This is a genomic window from Streptomyces sp. NPDC058637 (genome assembly GCF_042717325.1).
Classification (GTDB): Bacteria; Actinomycetota; Actinomycetes; order Streptomycetales; family Streptomycetaceae; genus Streptomyces.
Genome location: NZ_JBHXRD010000029.1, coordinates 71,557 through 88,977, shown reverse-complemented (window position 1 = coordinate 88,977; position 17,421 = coordinate 71,557). Strand labels below are relative to the sequence as shown.

The window sequence follows — 17,421 nt, the reverse complement described above, 5'->3', positions numbered from 1 at the left end:
GGATACTCAGTTCCGGCACTGAGTAGGTCCCGTACGCGCAGACTGGACCCATGGACCGCAACCACCACCGCTTCACCAGCGTCTGGAACCTGTCCGCCACGCCCGACTCCGTGTACGCGGCCCTCGAACGCGCCGAGGACTACCCCCGGTGGTGGCCGCAGGTCCGCGCGGTCACCCCCGTCGACGACACCACCGCCACGGCGCGCTTCCGCTCGCTGCTCCCGTACGACCTCGTCATCACCCTCCGCCGGAGCCGCCACGACCCCCGCGCCCGCGTCCTCGAAGCCGCCATGAGCGGCGATCTCGACGGCTGGGCCCGCTGGACCGTCACCCCGCACGACGGCGGCAGCCGCGTCCTGTACGAGCAGGAGGCAGACGTCCGCAAAGCGCTCCTGCGCCGCCTAGCCGTGCCCGGACGCCTCTTCTTCCGCGCCAATCACACACTGATGATGCGTTCCGGACGCCGCGGACTGACGGCATGGCTCCAAGCGGTTTGAACGTACCCCGCCGGGCCCTGTATGGTTCAACCCGTTCCCGGGCGATTAGCTCAGCGGGAGAGCGCTTCGTTCACACCGAAGAGGTCACTGGTTCGAAACCAGTATCGCCCACCCGGAAAAAGCCGGTCCGTCAGCACAACGACGGACCGGCTTTCGCGTACCCGGCCCCGGATCAGGCCGCGGCGGGCAGCTCGGGACGCAGCGGCCACGCCGGATCCACCGCCTCCGGAGCACCGCTCTTCTCGAACCACGCCTGCAGCCCGCGCGCCTGCGCCGCGTGCCACACCGCCTGCCGTGTGTGCAGCTCCGCCGGACTCAGCCGCTCCAGCCGGGTGGAGAACCGCCGCCCCACCGCGCGCACCAGCTCCAGCGAGGCCGCCGCGTCGGCCGCCGCGTCGTGCGCCCCGTCCAGCACCACCTCGTACAGCTCGCACAGGTCCGTCAGCGTGCGGCGGCCCTTGCGGTAGCGGTCCAGATGCTTGTCCAGGACCCGCGGATCCAGCACGCACAGCGGCGTGTTCCCCAGGTACCCGGCCAGTGACGAGGCCCGGTGGCGCCTCAGCTCCCGGTCCAGCAGCGTCAGATCGAACGGCGCGTTCATCACGACGAGCGGCCGCCCCGTCGCGCACTGCTCGGCCAGCGCCCGTGCTATCTCCTCGACGACCGGCGCGGGCCACCGGCCGTTGCGCTGCAGATGGTCGTCGGTCAGACCGTGGATCTCGGTGGCCCCGACGGGCACCGGAATCCCCGGATTGACCAGCCAGCGGGTGACGCGGAGCCGTCCGCCCGCCGTGTCCTGGACGACGAGGGCGGCCGAAACGATCCGGTCCTCCTCGACATCCACGCCTGTTGTCTCGGTGTCAAAAGCGGCCAACGGCCCCTCGAACCAGTGCATCATCCCTGAACTCCTCGCACCTGCACGGCAGATGGCGGGATTCCTCTGCCCGATTCGGTGATACCCGCGCCCTTTGCCTGATACGCCGTTTGGGGCGCCCCTCCTGCGGTGACAACACAGGGGACGGGAACGGAAGTTGGCCCTCCCGTCAGCGGAGACCGGGCAACCGGTCGGCACAGCCCGGAAGGCACACGGAGCCATGGCGCTCGCGCAGCCGAACCCAGGGGGCCCCGCCCGAGCCGGGAAGCACGGGGGAGGACCGCCACCGCAGCGGACCGCACCACCACCGCTGCGCGGCACCCTCGCCACCACCGCCTGCATGGAGACCCTCCAGGTGGGCTACCTGCACGCCGTGGCGGCCGCGGCGGGATGCTCCCTCTCGCAGCCCTTTCCCGACAACGGCATCGACTGGCACGTCAGCCACGGCGCCCCCGACCACACCGTCGACGACGAAGTGACCGTCAAGGTGCAGCTCAAGTGCACCTACCAGATCCCCCCGCACCCACCGGGCGCCTCGTTCGCCTTCACCCTCGACAACGCCCACCTGGTGAAGCTCGCGCGGACCCCCGTGTCGGTGCACAAGATCCTTGTCGTGATGCTCGTGCCCCGCAGCCAGGACGACTGGCTGCGGGCCGGGCACGAACGGCTCGACCTGCGGCACTGCTGCTACTGGACCAACCTCGCCGGCCACGCGGTGACGGGCCGGCACAGGACCACTGTGCGGATCCCGACCTCGCGGATCTTCGACGACCGAGCACTCTGCGAGATCATGGCCCGGGTCGGGGCGGGAGGGAGACCCTGATGCACCGATCGATGGACGAGCCCGCCGGCCGAACGGCACCGGCGGGCCCACGCGCACACCCGTACGCCGAGGACCCGGATCCGCACCAGGGGCCCGGCCCCGCCCTCGTCGACCCCGCCGTACTCGGCACCCTCCTGGGCCGGCACGGCTGGCGCCGGCGCAAAGGAGCCGCCGGGCACTACAGCCGCTGGACCCCGCCCGGCCCCGCCGCCTCCGGCACCAGCCTGCTCGTGCCGGACACCACCGCCTACCCCGACAGCGAGGACCTGCTCGCCGAAGCCCTCACCGCCCTCGCCCGCAGCGCCGCCCCGTCCGCACGCGACGTCCTCGTCGCCCTCGCCCTCCCCAGCGACGAGATCCGATGGTGGCGCGACGTCCCCGAGGAGACGGCCGGGGCCGTCGGCTGGACCGAGGCCGAACAACTGCGCACGGCCGCCCGGCAGACCCTCCTCGCCGGGGCACTCGCCGTACGCGGCACGGCCGGCTACCACGGCGCACGCAACCGCGGGAAGGCCCGCGCCACCCTGGACGGCACCCTCGTCGGACCCGCGCCGGGCGGCCGCCGCCTCACCGTTTTCGTCCCCGTCGCCGCCGGACGGGCCGTCGCCGTACAGCTCTACCAGGCCCTGCACGCCACCCGGGAGGCCGTCGACTACCAGCGGGCCACCGGAGGAATGGAGGCCTTCGACAGCGCCGTCGCGGCCGGGGTCAGCCGCGAGCTGACCGAAGCGGTCGTCGCCCTGGTCCGGGGCTCGGAGGGCGCCAGGATCACGCTGGAATGGGCACCCGCCGCCGGAACCCCCGAAGGCTGCCCCGCACGGCCCGAACCCGTCGAGTTCTCCCCGGGCGACCTGCCCGCCCTGCGCCTCGCCGGGGTGCGCTACCTCCAGGCCGAGCCGGCCGTCCCCGTACGGATCACCGGAGCCGTCGTACGGCTGCGCCGCTCCGGACCCCGCGGCCCCGGCGTCGTACGGCTGCGGGTGCTGGCGGGCGCGGAGGTCGCGCACGTACGGATCGAGCTCGACGAGGAGGCGTACCGGATCGCGGGCCACGCCCACCTCGTCGGACTGCCGCTCCGGGTGGAGGGCCGACTGGAGAACAGGGGCGGCTTCCGGCGGCTCACCGGCGCCTCCCAGGTGGCGCCCGTCCAGGTCGACGAGGCGGAGCGGGACCGGCTGATGAAGTCGCTCCAGGAGAACGTCGACTTCTTCGAGGAGGCCTGCACGGGGGACGAGGGATAGCCCCCTGGGCGCCCCCGCGGTATCCCTTTCGCGTCCGGGGCCTCCGGCTCGGTACGATTCCTCCTGCGCGCAGAGGAATGCGACGCACCCCCTCAGTCAGGAGAGACCGGTGTCAGACGTCCGTGTGATCATCCAACGCGATTCCGAGCGGGAAGAGCATGTGGTGACGACGGGGACGACGGCCGCCGAGCTCTTCCCCGGGCAGCGCACCGTCGTCGCCGCCCGGGTCGAGGGCGAGCTGCGCGACCTCGCCTACGAGCTCAAGGACGGCGAGGTCGTCGAGCCCGTCGAGATCTCCTCCGAGGACGGCCTGAACATCCTGCGGCACTCCACCGCGCACGTGATGGCGCAGGCCGTGCAGGAGCTGCACCCCGAGGCCAAGCTGGGCATCGGCCCGCCGGTCAAGGACGGCTTCTACTACGACTTCGACGTCGAGACGCCGTTCACGCCCGAGGACCTCAAGGCCATCGAGAAGAAGATGCAGGAGATCCAGAAGCGCGGGCAGAAGTTTTCCCGCCGGGTCGTCACCGACGAGGCGGCCCGCGAGGAGCTCGCCGACGAGCCGTACAAGCTGGAGCTCATCGGCATCAAGGGCTCCGACTCCGTCGAGAACGCCGGCGACGGCGCGGACGTCGAGGTGGGCGGCGGCGAGCTGACCATCTACGACAACCTGGACGCCAAGACCGGCGAGCTGTGCTGGAAGGACCTCTGCCGGGGCCCGCACCTGCCCACCACCCGCTTCATCCCCGCGTTCAAGCTGATGCGGAACGCGGCGGCGTACTGGCGGGGCAGCGAGAAGAACCCGATGCTCCAGCGCATCTACGGCACCGCCTGGCCCACCAAGGACGAGCTCAAGGCGCACCTGGAGTTCCTGGAGGAGGCGGCCAAGCGCGACCACCGCAAGCTCGGCAACGAGCTGGACCTCTTCTCCTTCCCCGACGAGATCGGCCCCGGCCTCGCCGTCTTCCACCCCAAGGGCGGCGTCATCCGCCGGGCCATGGAGGACTACTCGCGGCGCCGCCACGAGGAGGAGGGCTACGAGTTCGTCTACAGCCCGCACGCCACCAAGGGCAAGCTCTTCGAGAAGTCCGGCCACCTGGACTGGTACGCCGACGGCATGTACCCGCCCATGCAGCTCGACGACGGGGTGGACTACTACCTCAAGCCGATGAACTGCCCGATGCACAACCTGATCTTCGACGCGCGCGGCCGCTCCTACCGCGAACTGCCGCTGCGCCTCTTCGAGTTCGGCACGGTGTACCGCTACGAGAAGTCGGGCGTCGTCCACGGGCTGACCCGCTCCCGCGGCTTCACGCAGGACGACGCGCACATCTACTGCACCAAGGAGCAGATGGCCGAGGAGCTCGACAGGACGCTCACCTTCGTCCTGAACCTCCTCCGCGACTACGGCCTGACCGACTTCTACCTGGAGCTCTCCACCAAGGACCCGGAGAAGTTCGTCGGCTCCGACGAGGTCTGGGAGGAGGCCACCGAGACGCTGCGCCAGGTCGCCGAGAAGCAGGGCCTCCCGCTGGTCCCCGACCCGGGCGGCGCCGCGTTCTACGGCCCGAAGATCTCGGTGCAGTGCAAGGACGCCATCGGCCGTACCTGGCAGATGTCGACCGTGCAGCTCGACTTCAACCTCCCGGAGCGTTTCGACCTGGAGTACACCGGCCCGGACGGCACCAAGCAGCGCCCGGTCATGATCCACCGCGCGCTGTTCGGCTCCATCGAGCGCTTCTTCGCGGTGCTGCTGGAGCACTACGCGGGCGCGTTCCCGGTGTGGCTGGCCCCGGTCCAGGCGGTCGGCATCCCGATCGGCGACACCCACATCCCGTACCTCCAGGAGTTCGCCGCCGAGGCGCGGAAGAAGGGGCTGCGGGTCGAGGTGGACGCCTCCTCGGACCGGATGCAGAAGAAGATCCGTAACCACCAGAAGGCCAAGGTGCCGTTCATGATCATCGTCGGCGACGACGACATGAACGCGGGCACGGTGTCCTTCCGCCACCGCGACGGCTCGCAGGAGAACGGCATCGCCCGTGACGAAGCGATCGCCAAGCTCGTCGACGTGGTGGAGCGTCGCGTACAGGTGTGAGGTGTTCCCCGCGCAAGCGGGGGTGATCCGACGCGCTCGGCCGGACCTGGCCCATGTCGACCTGCTCCCCGCGCAAGCGGGGCCCGGCCCCCGGGGAGAGCTATCCGCTCCCCGGGGGCCTCTTCTCGTCCTCCCTGGCGAACACCTGCAGCAGCCACGAGGAGAACGAACCCGTCACCGCGCCCAGCAGAGCGAGGCCGCAGGCCATCAGCACCGCCGCGATCACCCGCCCCGCCGGCGTCACCGGCACGGCGTCCCCGTACCCCACCGTCGTGAGCGTCGCGCACGCCCACCACGCCGCGTCCCCGAACGTACGGATCGAGGCGCCCGGCGCCCCGTACTCCTGGTGGTACACGGCGAGCGCGGCGGAGAAGCCCAGGAGCAGGGCCGTGAGGCCCGCGTACGACATCACCCGGGCGTACAGGCTCAGCCTCGGCCGCTCACGGCGTTTCTGGAGCGCCGTGTAGATGCGGACCACGCGCAGCGGGCGCAGCAGGGGCAGCACGAGGACGACCGTGTCCAGCCAGTGGGTGCGCACGAAGCGCCGGCCCTGGCCGCTCAGGTGGAGCCGTACGCCGTAGTCCACCAAGAAGACCGACCAGGTGGCCGCGACGAGCGCGAGGGCGATGTCCCGCCAGGGTTCCGCGTCGTGAGGGGCCAGTACGCGGACCGCGTAGCCGACGAGGAAGAGGAGCGACGCGGCGAGGAGCGGTACCTCCGCGCGCTGCTCCCAATGTGCGAGCCGACGGGGGACGGGATCGGTGGGGCGGTCGCTCATGGCGTCAGCATCGCGGTGCGCCGTCGGGTGAGGACCCGGCGACACGCGCGGCTGGAGCGAAGCAATATGCTGACGGGCATGACGAGTGAGCCGGAGCAGCAGATCGGAGTGGGGACGCCCGACGCGTTCCAGCGCCTGTGGACGCCCCACCGGATGGCCTACATCCAGGGTGAGAACAAGCCGAGCGGCCCGGGGTCCGAGGACGGCTGTCCGTTCTGTGTGATTCCCGCGAAGTCGGATGAGGACGGGCTCGTCGTCGCGCGCGGCGCGAAGGTCTACGCGGTGCTGAATCTGTACCCGTACAACGGCGGGCACCTGATGGTGGTGCCGTACCGGCACGTCGCCGACTACACGGAGCTGGACGGTCCGGAGACGGCCGAGCTCGCCGACTTCACGAAGCGGGCCATGGTCGCGCTGCGGGCGGCGTCCGGAGCCCACGGATTCAACATCGGGATGAACCAGGGCGCCGAAGCGGGCGCGGGTATCGCCGCCCACCTGCACCAGCACGTGGTGCCGCGCTGGGGCGGTGACACGAACTTCATGCCGGTGGTCGGGCACACCAAGGTGCTGCCGCAACTGCTGGGGGACACCCGGACGATGCTGGCCGACGCGTGGCCGGCGGAGCTGCCGGCCGTCTGAGCCCCGGCCGTCCGAGCCTTGGGCTGTCCGGGCTTCCGGCCGTCCGGGCCTCTGCCGGCCCGAGCGGATCACGACAGCGGGTGGGCCGCCCCGCGGGGCGGCCCACCCGCTGTGTCATGCGTCGTAGACGTCGGCCTTCTTCGGCGCGGCGTCCTGGACCATGCCGCTGAGTGCCATGGAGCGGTTGTTGAAGCGTTCGGTGTCGACGCCGTGCTCCTCCAGGACCCGCATGGCCGCGGAGTGCACGGCGCGCAGGACGGGGGTGGCCGCCCGCATGGCGTCGTCGGCCATGAATCGGTGGCCCCAGGGCTGGGCCGCCCAGGCGTGACGCAGTCCGAAGGGCTCCGGCAGGACGATCTTGCCGCCGAAGTAGTCGAGCAGCGGCGGGTACCAGGTGAGGGGCGCGCGCAGTGCGAGCCTCACGACCTCGTTGGCCTTGACGAGAGGGAGCGTGATCGTGCGGGTCTCCCAGAAGCGGACGGACTTCTTGACGGTCTTCGTCTCGGCGGCGGGCTTGGACAGGAAGAGCGAGTGGACGGGACCGAGCGCGTGCCCGGTGACCTCGATGCGCAGGGTCTCGTGCAACACGGTGACGGTGATCAGCATGGTGATGACCAGCTGGCCGTCCCAGAGGGTGAACTGCACGCCGAGGTAGTGCCGGTCACCGCTGCTGAACTGCTGGTGGTTGCAGATGCGCTGTATCTCGTGGGGCTTGACCTGGAAGGTGGCCACGTCCTCGCCCTCGGGGCGGGAGACGGAGTCCGCGTTCTCCCCGACGGGTGAGACGACCCAGTGCTTGACGGACGGGGTGGGGAATCCGCCGGTGTTCAGAGGGCCGCGTTCCAGCATCTTCAGCTTGTCGTGGATGGCCCGCACCACGTCCCAGCTGCGGAACTGGTGGATCTCCCTGGTGGGGTCCTTGGGCACCAGTTCCTCGGCGAGCTGCCAGCTGCCCCAGCGGGTGCCCATGCCGAGGACGCCCTTGGCGCCGGCGTAGAAGACCGAGTTCGACTGCTGTTCGGCGGAGAGCTTCTCCAGTCCCTGGCGCAGTGCCTCGCGGGCGGTCTCGTTGGGGTTCTTCGGGACGGCCTCGGGGATCTTCGCGCTGACACCGGTGCCGGAGAGGAGCCCCGACCAGCGGGCCCGCATGTCCTTGGCGGAGGCTTCCGCGACCCGTTTGGCGAGCACCCATCCGATCAGCGGGGCGATGACCATGGCGCGCAGGTAGAGGGCCAGGAGCCCGGTGAGCGGCATGGTGATCAGGAAGAAGGCGGCGACACCGCCGACCGCCACGAGCAGGACGCCGCCCAGGGACCGGAACAGAGTGTCCTTGGACTTGTTGAGCGAGTCGCGCAGCCGGAAGGCCAGGACCCAGAGGACGAGTCCGGGCAGGAAGACGATGCCGAAGACGGCCGTGATCACGGTGAGTCTGGTGTCGCGCGCCTTGCGGAGCCGGGTCGCGGAGAGACAGTGCTCGACGACGGTCTGCGGGTCGCTGCCGAAGGACTGGATGAGGGCGCCGCGGCCGCCGCCGAGCGTGCGTTCCTGGACGGCACGGGAGAAGGCCTCACCGAGATTCGGCTTGAAATAGTCGGACTTGAAGAGCTTGGAGCTGCCCGGTTTCACTTCCGACTTGTGCCACTCGTTGTTGGCCTTGAGGATCTCCGCCACATCGCTGTCACGGTACGCGGCGGAGGCGAGGGCGTTGGTCGCCACCGCCTGCCCGCCGGAACCCTGGAGCGGGATCTGCGCTCCGGGAGAGAAATCGAATCCGTCGTTGGCCACTGTCGCCCCCACTCGCCCGCACGGTCTGCTCCTGCGGCTGTTCCCAACTACCGTACGTCGCACACCTTCTGAGCTGGGACCACAGCCTATCGTCCGGGGCGCGGCGCCGCCCGCCGTTGGGCTCCCGGGCGGGCGACGGGCGTCAGATCCGGACAACTAGGTCCCTTTCATCCGACTTTCCTCCGTTTCGCTCAGGCGGTCGGCGAGCTGGGGCGGCATCGGTTCGTGCCGGGCGTACGCCCGGTCGAACCGCCCGGTGCCGTGCGTCAGGGAGCGCAGATCGACGGCGTACCTGCCGATCTCGATCTCGGGCACCTCGGCGCGGACACGGGTGCGCTCGCCGGATTCCTGCTCGGTGCCGACCACCCGACCCCGGCGCCCCGCGAGGTCGCCCATCACGGCGCCCACGTAGTCGTCGGGGACCAGCACCCGGATCTCGGCCACCGGTTCGAGCAACTGGACGCGGGTGTCGGCGGCGGCCTCGCGCAGGGCGAGGGCGCCGGCGGTCTGGAACGCGGCGTCGGAGGAGTCCACCGAGTGGGACTTCCCGTCGAGCAGGGTGACGCGCACGTCGACGAGCGGGTGCCCGGCCGCGACGCCACGGGCGGCCTGGGCGCGGACGCCCTTCTCGACCGAGGGGACGAACTGCCGGGGCACGGAACCGCCGACCACCTTGTCGACGAATTCGATGCCCGTGCCGGGCGGCAGCGGCTCCACCTCGATCTCGCAGACGGCGTACTGCCCGTGGCCGCCGGACTGCTTGACGTGGCGGCCGCGCCCGACGGTCCGGGAGGCGAACGTCTCGCGGAGGGGGACGAGGTGGGGTACGGCGTCGACCCTGACGCCGTACCGGCTGCGCAGCCGCTCCAGGGCGACATCGGCGTGGGCCTCGCCCATGCACCACAGGACGACCTGACGGGTGTCCGGGTTCTGTTCCAGCCGCATGGTCGGGTCCTCGGCGACCAGCCCGGCCAGGCCGTGCGAGAGCTTGTCCTCGTCGGCCTTGCCGTGGGCGCGTACCGCCAGGGGCAGCAGCGGGTCGGGCATGGCCCAGGGCTCCATCAGCAGCGGATCCCCGGCGGCGGAGAGCGTGTCCCCGGTCTCGGCCCCGCCCAGCCTGGACACACAGGCCAGGTCCCCGGCGACACACGTGTCCAGGGGACGCCGCTGCCCGCCGAAGGGGGAGGAGAGCGCCCCGACGCGTACGTCGGCGTCATGGAAGGGGCGGGCGGGATGCCCGGGGTCGTCGAGGCCGTGGCCGCGTACGTGCACGGTGTCCTCGGCGCGCAGGGTGCCGGAGAAGACGCGGACCAGGCAGACCCGCCCGACGTAGGGGTCCGACGACGTCTTCACGACCTCGGCGACCAGGGGCGCCCGCGGGTCGTGGACCGGGGCGGGGCGCGGGGTGCCGTCGGGGGTGGTGACGGCCGGGAGGGCGCGTTCGAGCGGGGAGGGGAAGCCGCGCGTGACGAAATCCAGGAGTTCGACGGTGCCGACGCCCTGGCGGGCACCGTCGGGGGCCGGCGCGGCCGTGAGCACGGGATGGAAGGAGCCGCGCGCGACGGCACGCTCCAGGTCCTCCACAAGGGTCCCGACGGCGATGTCGCCACCGCCGAGGTAGCGGTCCATCAGGCTCTCGTCCTCGCTCTGGGCGATGATCCCCTCGATGAGCCGGTTGCGGGCTTCGAGGAGCGGGGCCCGCTGGTCACCGGCGGGCGGGTGCCCGGTCCGCTCCCCGGACGAGTAGTCGAAGACCCGCTGGGTGAGGAGCCCGGTGAGACCGGTGAGCCGGGCGTGCCCGTCGGGGCCCTCGGGACCCTGCACCGGCAGGTGGAGGGGGAGCACGGCGTCCGGGTCGTCGCCCCCGAAGACCCGGCCGCAGACCCGGGTCATCTCGTCGAAGGAGGTGCGCGCGGTGTCCAGGTGCGTGACGACGATCGCGCGCGGCATCCCGACGGCCGCGCACTCCTCCCACACGGCGCGGGTGCTGTCCGCCACCGCGTCGGCCTCCTGGGCGGCCGAGACGACGAAGAGGGCCGCGTCCGCCGCCCGCAGACCGGCCCTGAGTTCCCCGACGAAGTCGGCGTAGCCGGGCGTGTCCAGCAGATTGACCTTGTAGCCGTCCCATTCGACGGGGACCAGCGAGAGCTGAACGGAGCGCTGCCGGCGCCGTTCGGTCTCGTCGTGGTCGGAGACGGTCCCGCCGTCCTCGACCCGGCCGGCCCGGTTGAGTGCCCCGGCCGTCAGCGCGAGGGCCTCGACCAGGGTGGTCTTGCCGGAGCCGCTGTGGCCGACCAGCACCACGTTCCGTACGGAAGCGGGCCCGTCGGCCGTCGTCGCCCTGCCGGCGGCTCCGGTGTGCGCATGTGTCCTGTCGCCCATGATGCGTGCCTCCCGATGGGTGGCGCGGCGCCCGGGTGGGCACCGGCGCGGTGGGGGAGAAAGGTGCACGGGCGACGGGGAGCCGCCACGGCGGCTTCGGCGACGCCCGCGGTCATTCGAGCCTTCCACTCCCGTGCGGTGCCGTCCATACGTCGTGCACGGCCGGGCAGGACTTCCGGGACACCGGCCGGACGGGGTGCCCCGCCATGGGAGCACCCGGCTGGTGACTACGATGGGCCAGCCGGTGACCGACGGGGTCGCGCGGCCCACCGAACCTCGGGAAGGCCATGCTGAACAAGTACGCGCGTGCATTCTTCACGCGTGTCCTCACACCGCTCGCCGCTCTGCTGCTCCGGCTCGGGGTCAGTCCCGACGCGGTCACACTCGTCGGCACGGCGGGGGTGATGGCAGGTGCGCTGGTCTTCTTCCCGATGGGGGAGTTCTTCTGGGGCACGATCGTGATCACGGTCTTCGTATTCTCCGACCTGGTCGACGGGAACATGGCCCGGCAGGCGGGGATCTCCAGCCGGTGGGGCGCGTTCCTGGACTCCACGCTCGACCGGGTCGCGGACGGGGCGATCTTCGCCGGGTTCGCGCTCTGGTACGCGGGGAGCGGCGACGACAACACGCTCTGCGCGGTGGCGATCTTCTGTCTGGCCAGCGGCCAGGTGGTCTCGTACACGAAGGCGCGCGGTGAGTCGATCGGCCTGCCGGTCGCGGTGAACGGACTCGTGGAACGCGCCGAGCGACTGGTGATCTCGCTGGTCGCCGCGGGGCTGGCCGGGCTGCACGGCTTCGGCGTGCCCGGGATCCAGGTCCTGCTGCCGATCGCGCTGTGGATCGTGGCCGCGGGCAGCCTCGTCACGCTGGTCCAGCGGGTGGTGACCGTACGCCGGGAGTCCGCCGAGGCCGACGCGGTCGCTGCCGCCGCCGAACAGGGGAGCGAGGCCGCGCAGTGAGCGGCACCGATCTGAAGGGGCGGCTGACCGACGGGCTCTACGGGCTCGGCTGGGGCGCGGTCAAGAAGCTGCCCGAACCGGCGGCCCGCGCGCTGTTCCGCACCCTGGCCGACCAGGTGTGGAGGCGGCGTGGCAAGGCCGTGCTGCGGCTGGAGTCCAATCTGGCCCGTGTGGTGCCGGACGCGAGCCCGGCCCGCCTCGCCGAGCTGTCGAAGGCCGGCATGCGCTCCTACATGCGCTACTGGATGGAGTCCTTCCGGCTGCCGACCTGGACCCCGGAACGGATCAAGGCCGGCATCGAGGTCCAGGGCGTCCACCGGCTCATGGAGGGCATGGACGCCGGGCGCGGCGTCATCGTCGCGCTGCCGCACCTGGCGAACTGGGACCTGGCGGGCGCCTGGGTCACCACCGACCTGAAGGTGCCCTTCACCACCGTCGCCGAGCGGCTCAAGCCGGAGACCCTGTACGACCGGTTCGTGGCCTACCGCCGGAGTCTGGGCATGGAGGTCCTGCCGCACAGCGGCGGGGCAGCCTTCGGGACCCTGGCACGGAGGCTGCGCGCGGGCGGCCTGATCTGCCTGGTCGCCGACCGGGACCTGTCGGCCTCCGGCGTCGAGGTGACGTTCTTCGGCGACACCGCGCGGATGCCCGCCGGCCCGGCGCTGCTGGCCCAGCAGACCGGCGCGCTACTGCTGCCCGTCACCCTCGGGTACGACGACACCCCCGTGATGCGGGCCCGGATCCACCCGTCGGTCCCCGTCCCGGAGACAGGCACCCGCGCCGAGATCACGTCCTCCATGACACAGGCGCTGGCCGATGCCTTCGCCACCGGGATCGTCGAACATCCGGAGGACTGGCACATGCTGCAGCGGCTCTGGACCTCCGATCTGGAACCCCAGGGGGAAGCGCCGTGAAGATCGGCATCGTCTGTCCCTACTCCTGGGACGTACCGGGCGGCGTGCAGTTCCACATCCGGGACCTGGCCGAGCACCTGATCCGGCTCGGCCACCACGTCTCGGTCCTGGCGCCCGCCGACGACGAGACGCCCCTGCCGCCTTACGTGGTGTCCGCGGGGCGGGCCGTGCCCGTCCCGTACAACGGCTCGGTGGCCCGGCTGAACTTCGGGTTCCTGTCCGGCGCGCGGGTGCGCCGCTGGCTCCACGACGGCACCTTCGACGTCATCCACATCCACGAGCCGACCGCGCCCTCGCTCGGCCTGCTCACCTGCTGGGCCGCGCAGGGGCCGATCGTCGCCACGTTCCACACGTCCAACCCGCGCTCCCGCGCGATGATCGCCGCGTACCCGATCCTCCAGCCCGCGCTGGAGAAGATCAGCGCGCGCATCGCGGTGAGCGAGTACGCGCGGCGGACGCTGGTCGAACACCTCGGCGGGGACGCCGTGGTCATCCCCAACGGCGTGGACGTGGGTTTCTTCGCCGGCGCGGAGCCGAAGGCGGAGTGGCAGGGCGGCACACTCGGCTTCATAGGGCGCATCGACGAGCCCCGCAAGGGACTGCCCGTCCTCATGAAGGCGCTCCCCGCCATCCTCGCCGCCCGCCCGGACACCCGGCTGCTGGTCGCGGGCCGCGGCGACGAGGAGGAAGCGGTCGCCTCGCTGCCGAAAAAGCTCCGCGACCGTGTCGAATTCCTCGGCATGGTGAGCGACGAGGACAAGGCACGGCTGCTGTGCAGCGTCGACGTGTACGTCGCGCCGAACACCGGCGGCGAGAGCTTCGGCATCATCCTGGTCGAGGCCCTGTCGGCGGGCGCACCCGTGCTGGCCAGTGACCTCGACGCGTTCGCACAGGTGCTGGACCAGGGCGCGGCGGGCGACCTCTTCGCCAACGAGGACGCGGACGCGCTGGCCGCGGCGGCGATCCGGCTGCTCGGCGACCCGCAGCGGCGCGCGGGCCTGAGCGAGCGGGGCAGCGCCCACGTACGGCGCTTCGACTGGGTGACGGTCGGCGCGGACATCCTCGGGGTGTACGAGACGGTGACGGAGGGGGCCGCGTCCGTCGACACGGACGAACGCACCGGCCTGCGCGCCCGCTTCGGCCTCGCCAAGGACTGAGCCGGGCTCCCCGGACCGTCGGCGGCGGCCCGGGGACCGGCGGCGCCCCCGCCGACGGTAGCGTTGCCGCCCGTGATCGAAACCCTCATCTGGATCGCCGTCGCGCTCCTCGCGATCGGCCTGTACCTCAGCTGGACCGCCGGGCGGCTCGACCGGCTCCACGCCCGTATCGACGCGTCCCGCGCGGCCCTGGACGCGCAGCTGCTGCGCCGCGCCTCGGTCACCCAGGAACTCGCCACGGCCGGCGTCCTGGACCCCGCCGCCTCCCTCGTGCTGTACGAGGCGGCGCACGCCGCCCGGCAGGCCGAGGAGGAGCAGCGGGAGGTCGCCGAGAGCGAGCTGAGCACCGCGCTGCGGGCCGTGTTCGGCGAGACGGCGCAGGTCGAGGCGGTGAAGCAGTTCCCCGGCGGTGAGGACGCGGCCGGGGAGCTCGCCGCCGCCGTACGGCGCGTGCCGATGGCGCGCCGCTTCCACAACGACTCGGTGCGGGCCGCCCGGGCGCTGCGCAGGCACCGCACGGTGCGGCTGTTCCGGCTCGCAGGGCACGCGCCGTTCCCGCTCGCGTTCGAGATGGACGACGAGGCGCCGGTGGCCCTGGCGGACCGGCCCGGTACCTGAGGGGGCCGCCTGAAAGGGCGTCCGGCGGAGGCGGGCGGGGTCTCCCGGCGGAGGGGGAGGCGGGACGTGGCGTGCGGGGGGCGTGCCGGGTGCGGGGCAAAACGATCCACGGGGTGCTTATTGGCCCTTGCTGTGGACTGGTTCCGGAGCGTTTGCTCAGGGCTGCAGAGTCCACGCCTTTTCACCCCAGTGAGGTCGATCCGTGTCCACGCTTCCCAGCACCCAGTCCACCGAGTCCCCGGCCACCGGCACCGCCCGAGTGAAGCGCGGCATGGCCGAGCAGCTCAAGGGCGGCGTGATCATGGACGTCGTCGACGCCGAGCAGGCGAAGATCGCCGAGGACGCGGGCGCCGTGGCCGTCATGGCCCTGGAGCGGGTCCCGGCCGACATCCGCAAGGACGGCGGCGTGGCCCGGATGTCCGACCCCAACATGATCGAAGAGATCATCGAGGCCGTCTCCATCCCCGTCATGGCCAAGTCCCGCATCGGCCACTTCGTCGAGGCGCAGGTCCTGCAGTCCCTCGGCGTCGACTACATCGACGAGTCCGAGGTCCTCACCCCGGCCGACGAGGTCAACCACAGCGACAAGTTCGCCTTCACCACCCCCTTCGTCTGTGGCGCCACCAACCTGGGCGAGGCCCTGCGCCGCATCGCCGAGGGCGCCGCGATGATCCGCTCGAAGGGCGAGGCCGGCACCGGCAACGTCGTCGAGGCCGTCCGGCACCTGCGCCAGATCAAGAACGAGATCGCCCGGCTGCGCGGCTACGACAACAACGAGCTGTACGCCGCCGCCAAGGACCTCCGCGCCCCGTACGAGCTGGTCAAGGAGGTCGCCGAGCTCGGCAAGCTGCCCGTCGTCCTGTTCTCCGCCGGTGGTGTCGCCACCCCCGCGGACGCGGCCCTGATGCGTCAGCTCGGCGCCGAGGGCGTCTTCGTGGGCTCCGGCATCTTCAAGTCCGGCGACCCGGCCAAGCGCGCCGCCGCCATCGTGAAGGCCACCACCTTCTACGACGACCCGAAGGTCATCGCGGACGCCTCCCGCAACCTGGGCGAGGCCATGGTCGGCATCAACTGCGACACCCTGCCCGAGGCAGAGCGCTACGCCAACCGCGGCTGGTAGCCACTGATGACCGACACCCCTGTCATCGGAGTCCTGGCCCTCCAGGGCGACGTACGGGAACACCTGATCGCCCTGGCCTCGGCGGACGCCGTGGCCAGGCCGGTCCGGCGGCCCGAGGAGCTCGCCGAGGTCGACGGGCTCGTCATACCCGGTGGTGAGTCCACCACGATGTCCAAGCTGGCCGTGCTGTTCGGCATGCTGGAGCCGCTGCGCGAGCGGGTCGCCGCCGGCATGCCGGTCTACGGCACCTGCGCCGGGATGATCCTGCTCGCCGACAAGATCCTGGACCCCCGCTCGGGCCAGGAGACCGTCGGCGGCATCGACATGATCGTGCGCCGTAACGCTTTCGGGCGGCAGAACGAGTCCTTCGAAGCCGCCGTCGAGGTCGACGGAGTGCCCGGCGGACCCGTCGAGGGCGTCTTCATCCGGGCTCCCTGGGTGGAGTCGGTGGGCGCCGGGGCGGATGTCGTCGCGGTGCACGGCAACCACATCGTGGCCGTACGCCAGGGAAACGCCCTCGCCACCTCGTTCCACCCCGAACTGACCGGGGACCACCGGGTGCACGCACTCTTCGTCGACATGGTGCGCGCCGTGGGCTGACTCGATCCCGGTAGGATCTCTCGGGTTCGGATCGTTTTTGGTGACGCGAAGGAGAAGGCAGATGTCCGGCCACTCTAAATGGGCTACGACGAAGCACAAGAAGGCCGTGATTGACGCCAAGCGCGGCAAGCTCTTCGCGAAGCTGATCAAGAACATCGAGGTCGCGGCCCGCACCGGAGGTGTGGACCCCGAGGGGAACCCGACCCTCGTCGATGCCATTCAGAAGGCGAAGAAGAGCTCCGTCCCGAACAAGAACATCGACTCCGCGGTCAAGCGCGGCGGCGGTCTCGAAGCGGGCGGCGTCGACTACCAGACGATCATGTACGAGGGTTACGGCCCGAACGGTGTCGCGGTGCTCATCGAGTGCCTCACCGACAACCGCAACCGTGCCGCGTCCGACGTGCGCGTCGCGATGACCCGCAACGGCGGTTCGATGGCCGACCCGGGTTCGGTCTCGTACCTCTTCAACCGCAAGGGCGTCGTCATCGTCCCCAAGGGCGAGCTGTCCGAGGACGCCGTCCTCGACGCGGTCCTCGACGCGGGTGCCGAGGAGGTCAACGACCTCGGTGAGAACTACCAGGTCGTCAGCGAGGCCACCGACATGGTCGCGGTCCGCACCGCGCTCCAGCAGGCCGGCATCGACTACGACTCGGCCGAGGCCGACTTCCTGCCCACCATGCAGGTGGACCTCGACGAAGAGGGCGCGCGCAAGATCTTCAAGCTGATCGACGCGCTGGAGGACAGCGACGACGTGCAGAACGTCTTCGCCAACTTCGACGTCTCCGACGAGGTCATGGAGAAGGTCGACGCCTGAGGCGGACAGCACGGCCGCGGGGGGGGGGGGGGCGGGGGGAGCCCCCCGCCCCCGCCCGGCCGGCGCGCGCGGGGGGTTCTGGGAGGGTGCGAGTGGGGGCGAAGGGCGCGGGGGGGGCGCCGGGC

The 17,421-nt window shown here is 71.4% G+C and carries 16 protein-coding genes and 1 tRNA gene; 13 read left to right on the top strand and 4 right to left on the bottom strand.

Translation table 11 applies throughout. The features are described from left to right. Nucleotides 1-50 precede the first annotated feature (50 nt). Together ACFWVP_RS26145 and ACFWVP_RS26140 are read left to right on the top strand one after the other, a co-directional pair. Nucleotides 51-497 (top strand): SRPBCC family protein, encoded by a 447-nt coding sequence (locus ACFWVP_RS26145; RefSeq protein ID WP_384500212.1) that lies wholly within the window; start codon nucleotides 51-53, stop codon nucleotides 495-497. A 39-nt stretch (nucleotides 498-536) separates the two neighbouring features. After that, nucleotides 537-608 (top strand) — tRNA-Val (locus ACFWVP_RS26140). Between the two features lie 61 nt (nucleotides 609-669). On the opposite strand, the gene ACFWVP_RS26135 is transcribed toward ACFWVP_RS26140, so the two are convergent. After that, a complete protein-coding gene (locus ACFWVP_RS26135; RefSeq protein ID WP_384500211.1) occupies nucleotides 670-1,395 on the bottom strand; it encodes a 3'-5' exonuclease in 726 nt (241 codons plus the stop codon). A gap of 196 nt (nucleotides 1,396-1,591) precedes the next feature. Between ACFWVP_RS26135 and ACFWVP_RS26130 the strand changes: the two genes are divergently transcribed. The 3 genes from ACFWVP_RS26130 (at nucleotide 1,592) to thrS (ending at nucleotide 5,530) form a co-directional block, all read left to right on the top strand. Beyond that, nucleotides 1,592-2,194: a DUF4365 domain-containing protein gene (locus ACFWVP_RS26130; protein WP_384500210.1), complete on the top strand. Its 603-nt coding sequence runs from the start codon at nucleotides 1,592-1,594 to the stop codon at nucleotides 2,192-2,194. Next, nucleotides 2,194-3,435: a hypothetical protein gene (locus ACFWVP_RS26125; protein WP_384500209.1), complete on the top strand. Its 1,242-nt coding sequence runs from the start codon at nucleotides 2,194-2,196 to the stop codon at nucleotides 3,433-3,435. The genes ACFWVP_RS26130 and ACFWVP_RS26125 overlap by 1 nt, the downstream gene beginning before the upstream one ends. Before the next feature lie 109 nt (nucleotides 3,436-3,544). Then, nucleotides 3,545-5,530 carry a threonine--tRNA ligase gene (gene thrS, locus ACFWVP_RS26120; protein WP_384500208.1) on the top strand — a complete coding sequence of 662 codons (1,986 nt, stop codon included), beginning with the start codon at nucleotides 3,545-3,547 and terminating at the stop codon, nucleotides 5,528-5,530. A gap of 100 nt (nucleotides 5,531-5,630) precedes the next feature. On the opposite strand, the gene ACFWVP_RS26115 is transcribed toward thrS, so the two are convergent. Then, on the bottom strand, nucleotides 5,631-6,308 hold the full coding sequence (locus ACFWVP_RS26115) for a potassium channel family protein (RefSeq protein ID WP_384500207.1): 678 nt from the start codon (nucleotides 6,306-6,308) through the stop codon (nucleotides 5,631-5,633). 66 nt (nucleotides 6,309-6,374) lie between these two features. Between ACFWVP_RS26115 and ACFWVP_RS26110 the strand changes: the two genes are divergently transcribed. Then, nucleotides 6,375-6,947, top strand: coding sequence for an HIT family protein (locus tag ACFWVP_RS26110; RefSeq protein ID WP_384500205.1), 573 nt, complete (start codon nucleotides 6,375-6,377; stop codon nucleotides 6,945-6,947). 114 nt (nucleotides 6,948-7,061) lie between these two features. Here ACFWVP_RS26110 and ACFWVP_RS26105 read toward each other — a convergent pair whose 3' ends face one another. Both ACFWVP_RS26105 and ACFWVP_RS26100 read right to left on the bottom strand, forming a co-directional pair. Next, nucleotides 7,062-8,732: a hypothetical protein gene (locus ACFWVP_RS26105; RefSeq protein ID WP_384500230.1), complete on the bottom strand. Its 1,671-nt coding sequence runs from the start codon at nucleotides 8,730-8,732 to the stop codon at nucleotides 7,062-7,064. A gap of 156 nt (nucleotides 8,733-8,888) precedes the next feature. Further along, nucleotides 8,889-11,114 carry an elongation factor G-like protein EF-G2 gene (locus ACFWVP_RS26100; RefSeq protein WP_384500204.1) on the bottom strand — a complete coding sequence of 742 codons (2,226 nt, stop codon included), beginning with the start codon at nucleotides 11,112-11,114 and terminating at the stop codon, nucleotides 8,889-8,891. 287 nt (nucleotides 11,115-11,401) lie between these two features. On the opposite strand from ACFWVP_RS26100, the gene pgsA reads away from it, so the two are divergent. The 7 genes from pgsA to ACFWVP_RS26065 all read left to right on the top strand — a co-directional run bounded on the left by pgsA (nucleotide 11,402) and on the right by ACFWVP_RS26065 (nucleotide 17,296). Then, a complete protein-coding gene (gene pgsA / locus ACFWVP_RS26095; protein WP_384500202.1) occupies nucleotides 11,402-12,073 on the top strand; it encodes a phosphatidylinositol phosphate synthase in 672 nt (223 codons plus the stop codon). Continuing rightward, entirely contained in the window at nucleotides 12,070-12,987 is a 918-nt protein-coding gene (locus ACFWVP_RS26090) for a phosphatidylinositol mannoside acyltransferase (protein ID WP_384500200.1), read from the top strand. Before pgsA ends, ACFWVP_RS26090 begins: the two co-directional genes overlap by 4 nt. After that, nucleotides 12,984-14,144 carry a glycosyltransferase family 4 protein gene (locus ACFWVP_RS26085; protein WP_384500198.1) on the top strand — a complete coding sequence of 387 codons (1,161 nt, stop codon included), beginning with the start codon at nucleotides 12,984-12,986 and terminating at the stop codon, nucleotides 14,142-14,144. Before ACFWVP_RS26090 ends, ACFWVP_RS26085 begins: the two co-directional genes overlap by 4 nt. A gap of 72 nt (nucleotides 14,145-14,216) precedes the next feature. Then, nucleotides 14,217-14,762 (top strand): hypothetical protein, encoded by a 546-nt coding sequence (locus ACFWVP_RS26080; protein WP_384500196.1) that lies wholly within the window; start codon nucleotides 14,217-14,219, stop codon nucleotides 14,760-14,762. Nucleotides 14,763-14,964: 202 nt separating this feature from the next. After that, on the top strand, nucleotides 14,965-15,882 hold the full coding sequence (pdxS, locus tag ACFWVP_RS26075) for a pyridoxal 5'-phosphate synthase lyase subunit PdxS (RefSeq protein WP_384500195.1): 918 nt from the start codon (nucleotides 14,965-14,967) through the stop codon (nucleotides 15,880-15,882). A 6-nt stretch (nucleotides 15,883-15,888) separates the two neighbouring features. Beyond that, a complete protein-coding gene (gene pdxT / locus ACFWVP_RS26070) occupies nucleotides 15,889-16,482 on the top strand; it encodes a pyridoxal 5'-phosphate synthase glutaminase subunit PdxT (RefSeq protein WP_384500193.1) in 594 nt (197 codons plus the stop codon). Nucleotides 16,483-16,543: 61 nt separating this feature from the next. After that, entirely contained in the window at nucleotides 16,544-17,296 is a 753-nt protein-coding gene (locus tag ACFWVP_RS26065) for a YebC/PmpR family DNA-binding transcriptional regulator (RefSeq protein WP_384500191.1), read from the top strand. Nucleotides 17,297-17,421 lie beyond the last annotated feature (125 nt).

Excerpts from the sequence above, each read along its gene's own strand:
- ACFWVP_RS26065 (WP_384500191.1), top strand. The coding sequence starts at position 16,544 with ATGTCCGGCCACTCTAAATGGGCTACGACGAAGCACAAGAAGGCCGTG.
- ACFWVP_RS26115 (WP_384500207.1), bottom strand. The coding sequence starts at position 6,308 with ATGAGCGACCGCCCCACCGATCCCGTCCCCCGTCGGCTCGCACATTGG.
- ACFWVP_RS26145 (WP_384500212.1), top strand. The coding sequence starts at position 51 with ATGGACCGCAACCACCACCGCTTCACCAGCGTCTGGAACCTGTCCGCC.
- ACFWVP_RS26110 (WP_384500205.1), top strand. The coding sequence starts at position 6,375 with ATGCTGACGGGCATGACGAGTGAGCCGGAGCAGCAGATCGGAGTGGGG.
- pdxT (WP_384500193.1), top strand. The coding sequence starts at position 15,889 with ATGACCGACACCCCTGTCATCGGAGTCCTGGCCCTCCAGGGCGACGTA.
- ACFWVP_RS26130 (WP_384500210.1), top strand. The coding sequence starts at position 1,592 with ATGGCGCTCGCGCAGCCGAACCCAGGGGGCCCCGCCCGAGCCGGGAAG.
- ACFWVP_RS26125 (WP_384500209.1), top strand. The coding sequence starts at position 2,194 with ATGCACCGATCGATGGACGAGCCCGCCGGCCGAACGGCACCGGCGGGC.
- pgsA (WP_384500202.1), top strand. The coding sequence starts at position 11,402 with ATGCTGAACAAGTACGCGCGTGCATTCTTCACGCGTGTCCTCACACCG.
- ACFWVP_RS26100 (WP_384500204.1), bottom strand. The coding sequence starts at position 11,114 with ATGGGCGACAGGACACATGCGCACACCGGAGCCGCCGGCAGGGCGACG.
- ACFWVP_RS26135 (WP_384500211.1), bottom strand. The coding sequence starts at position 1,395 with ATGATGCACTGGTTCGAGGGGCCGTTGGCCGCTTTTGACACCGAGACA.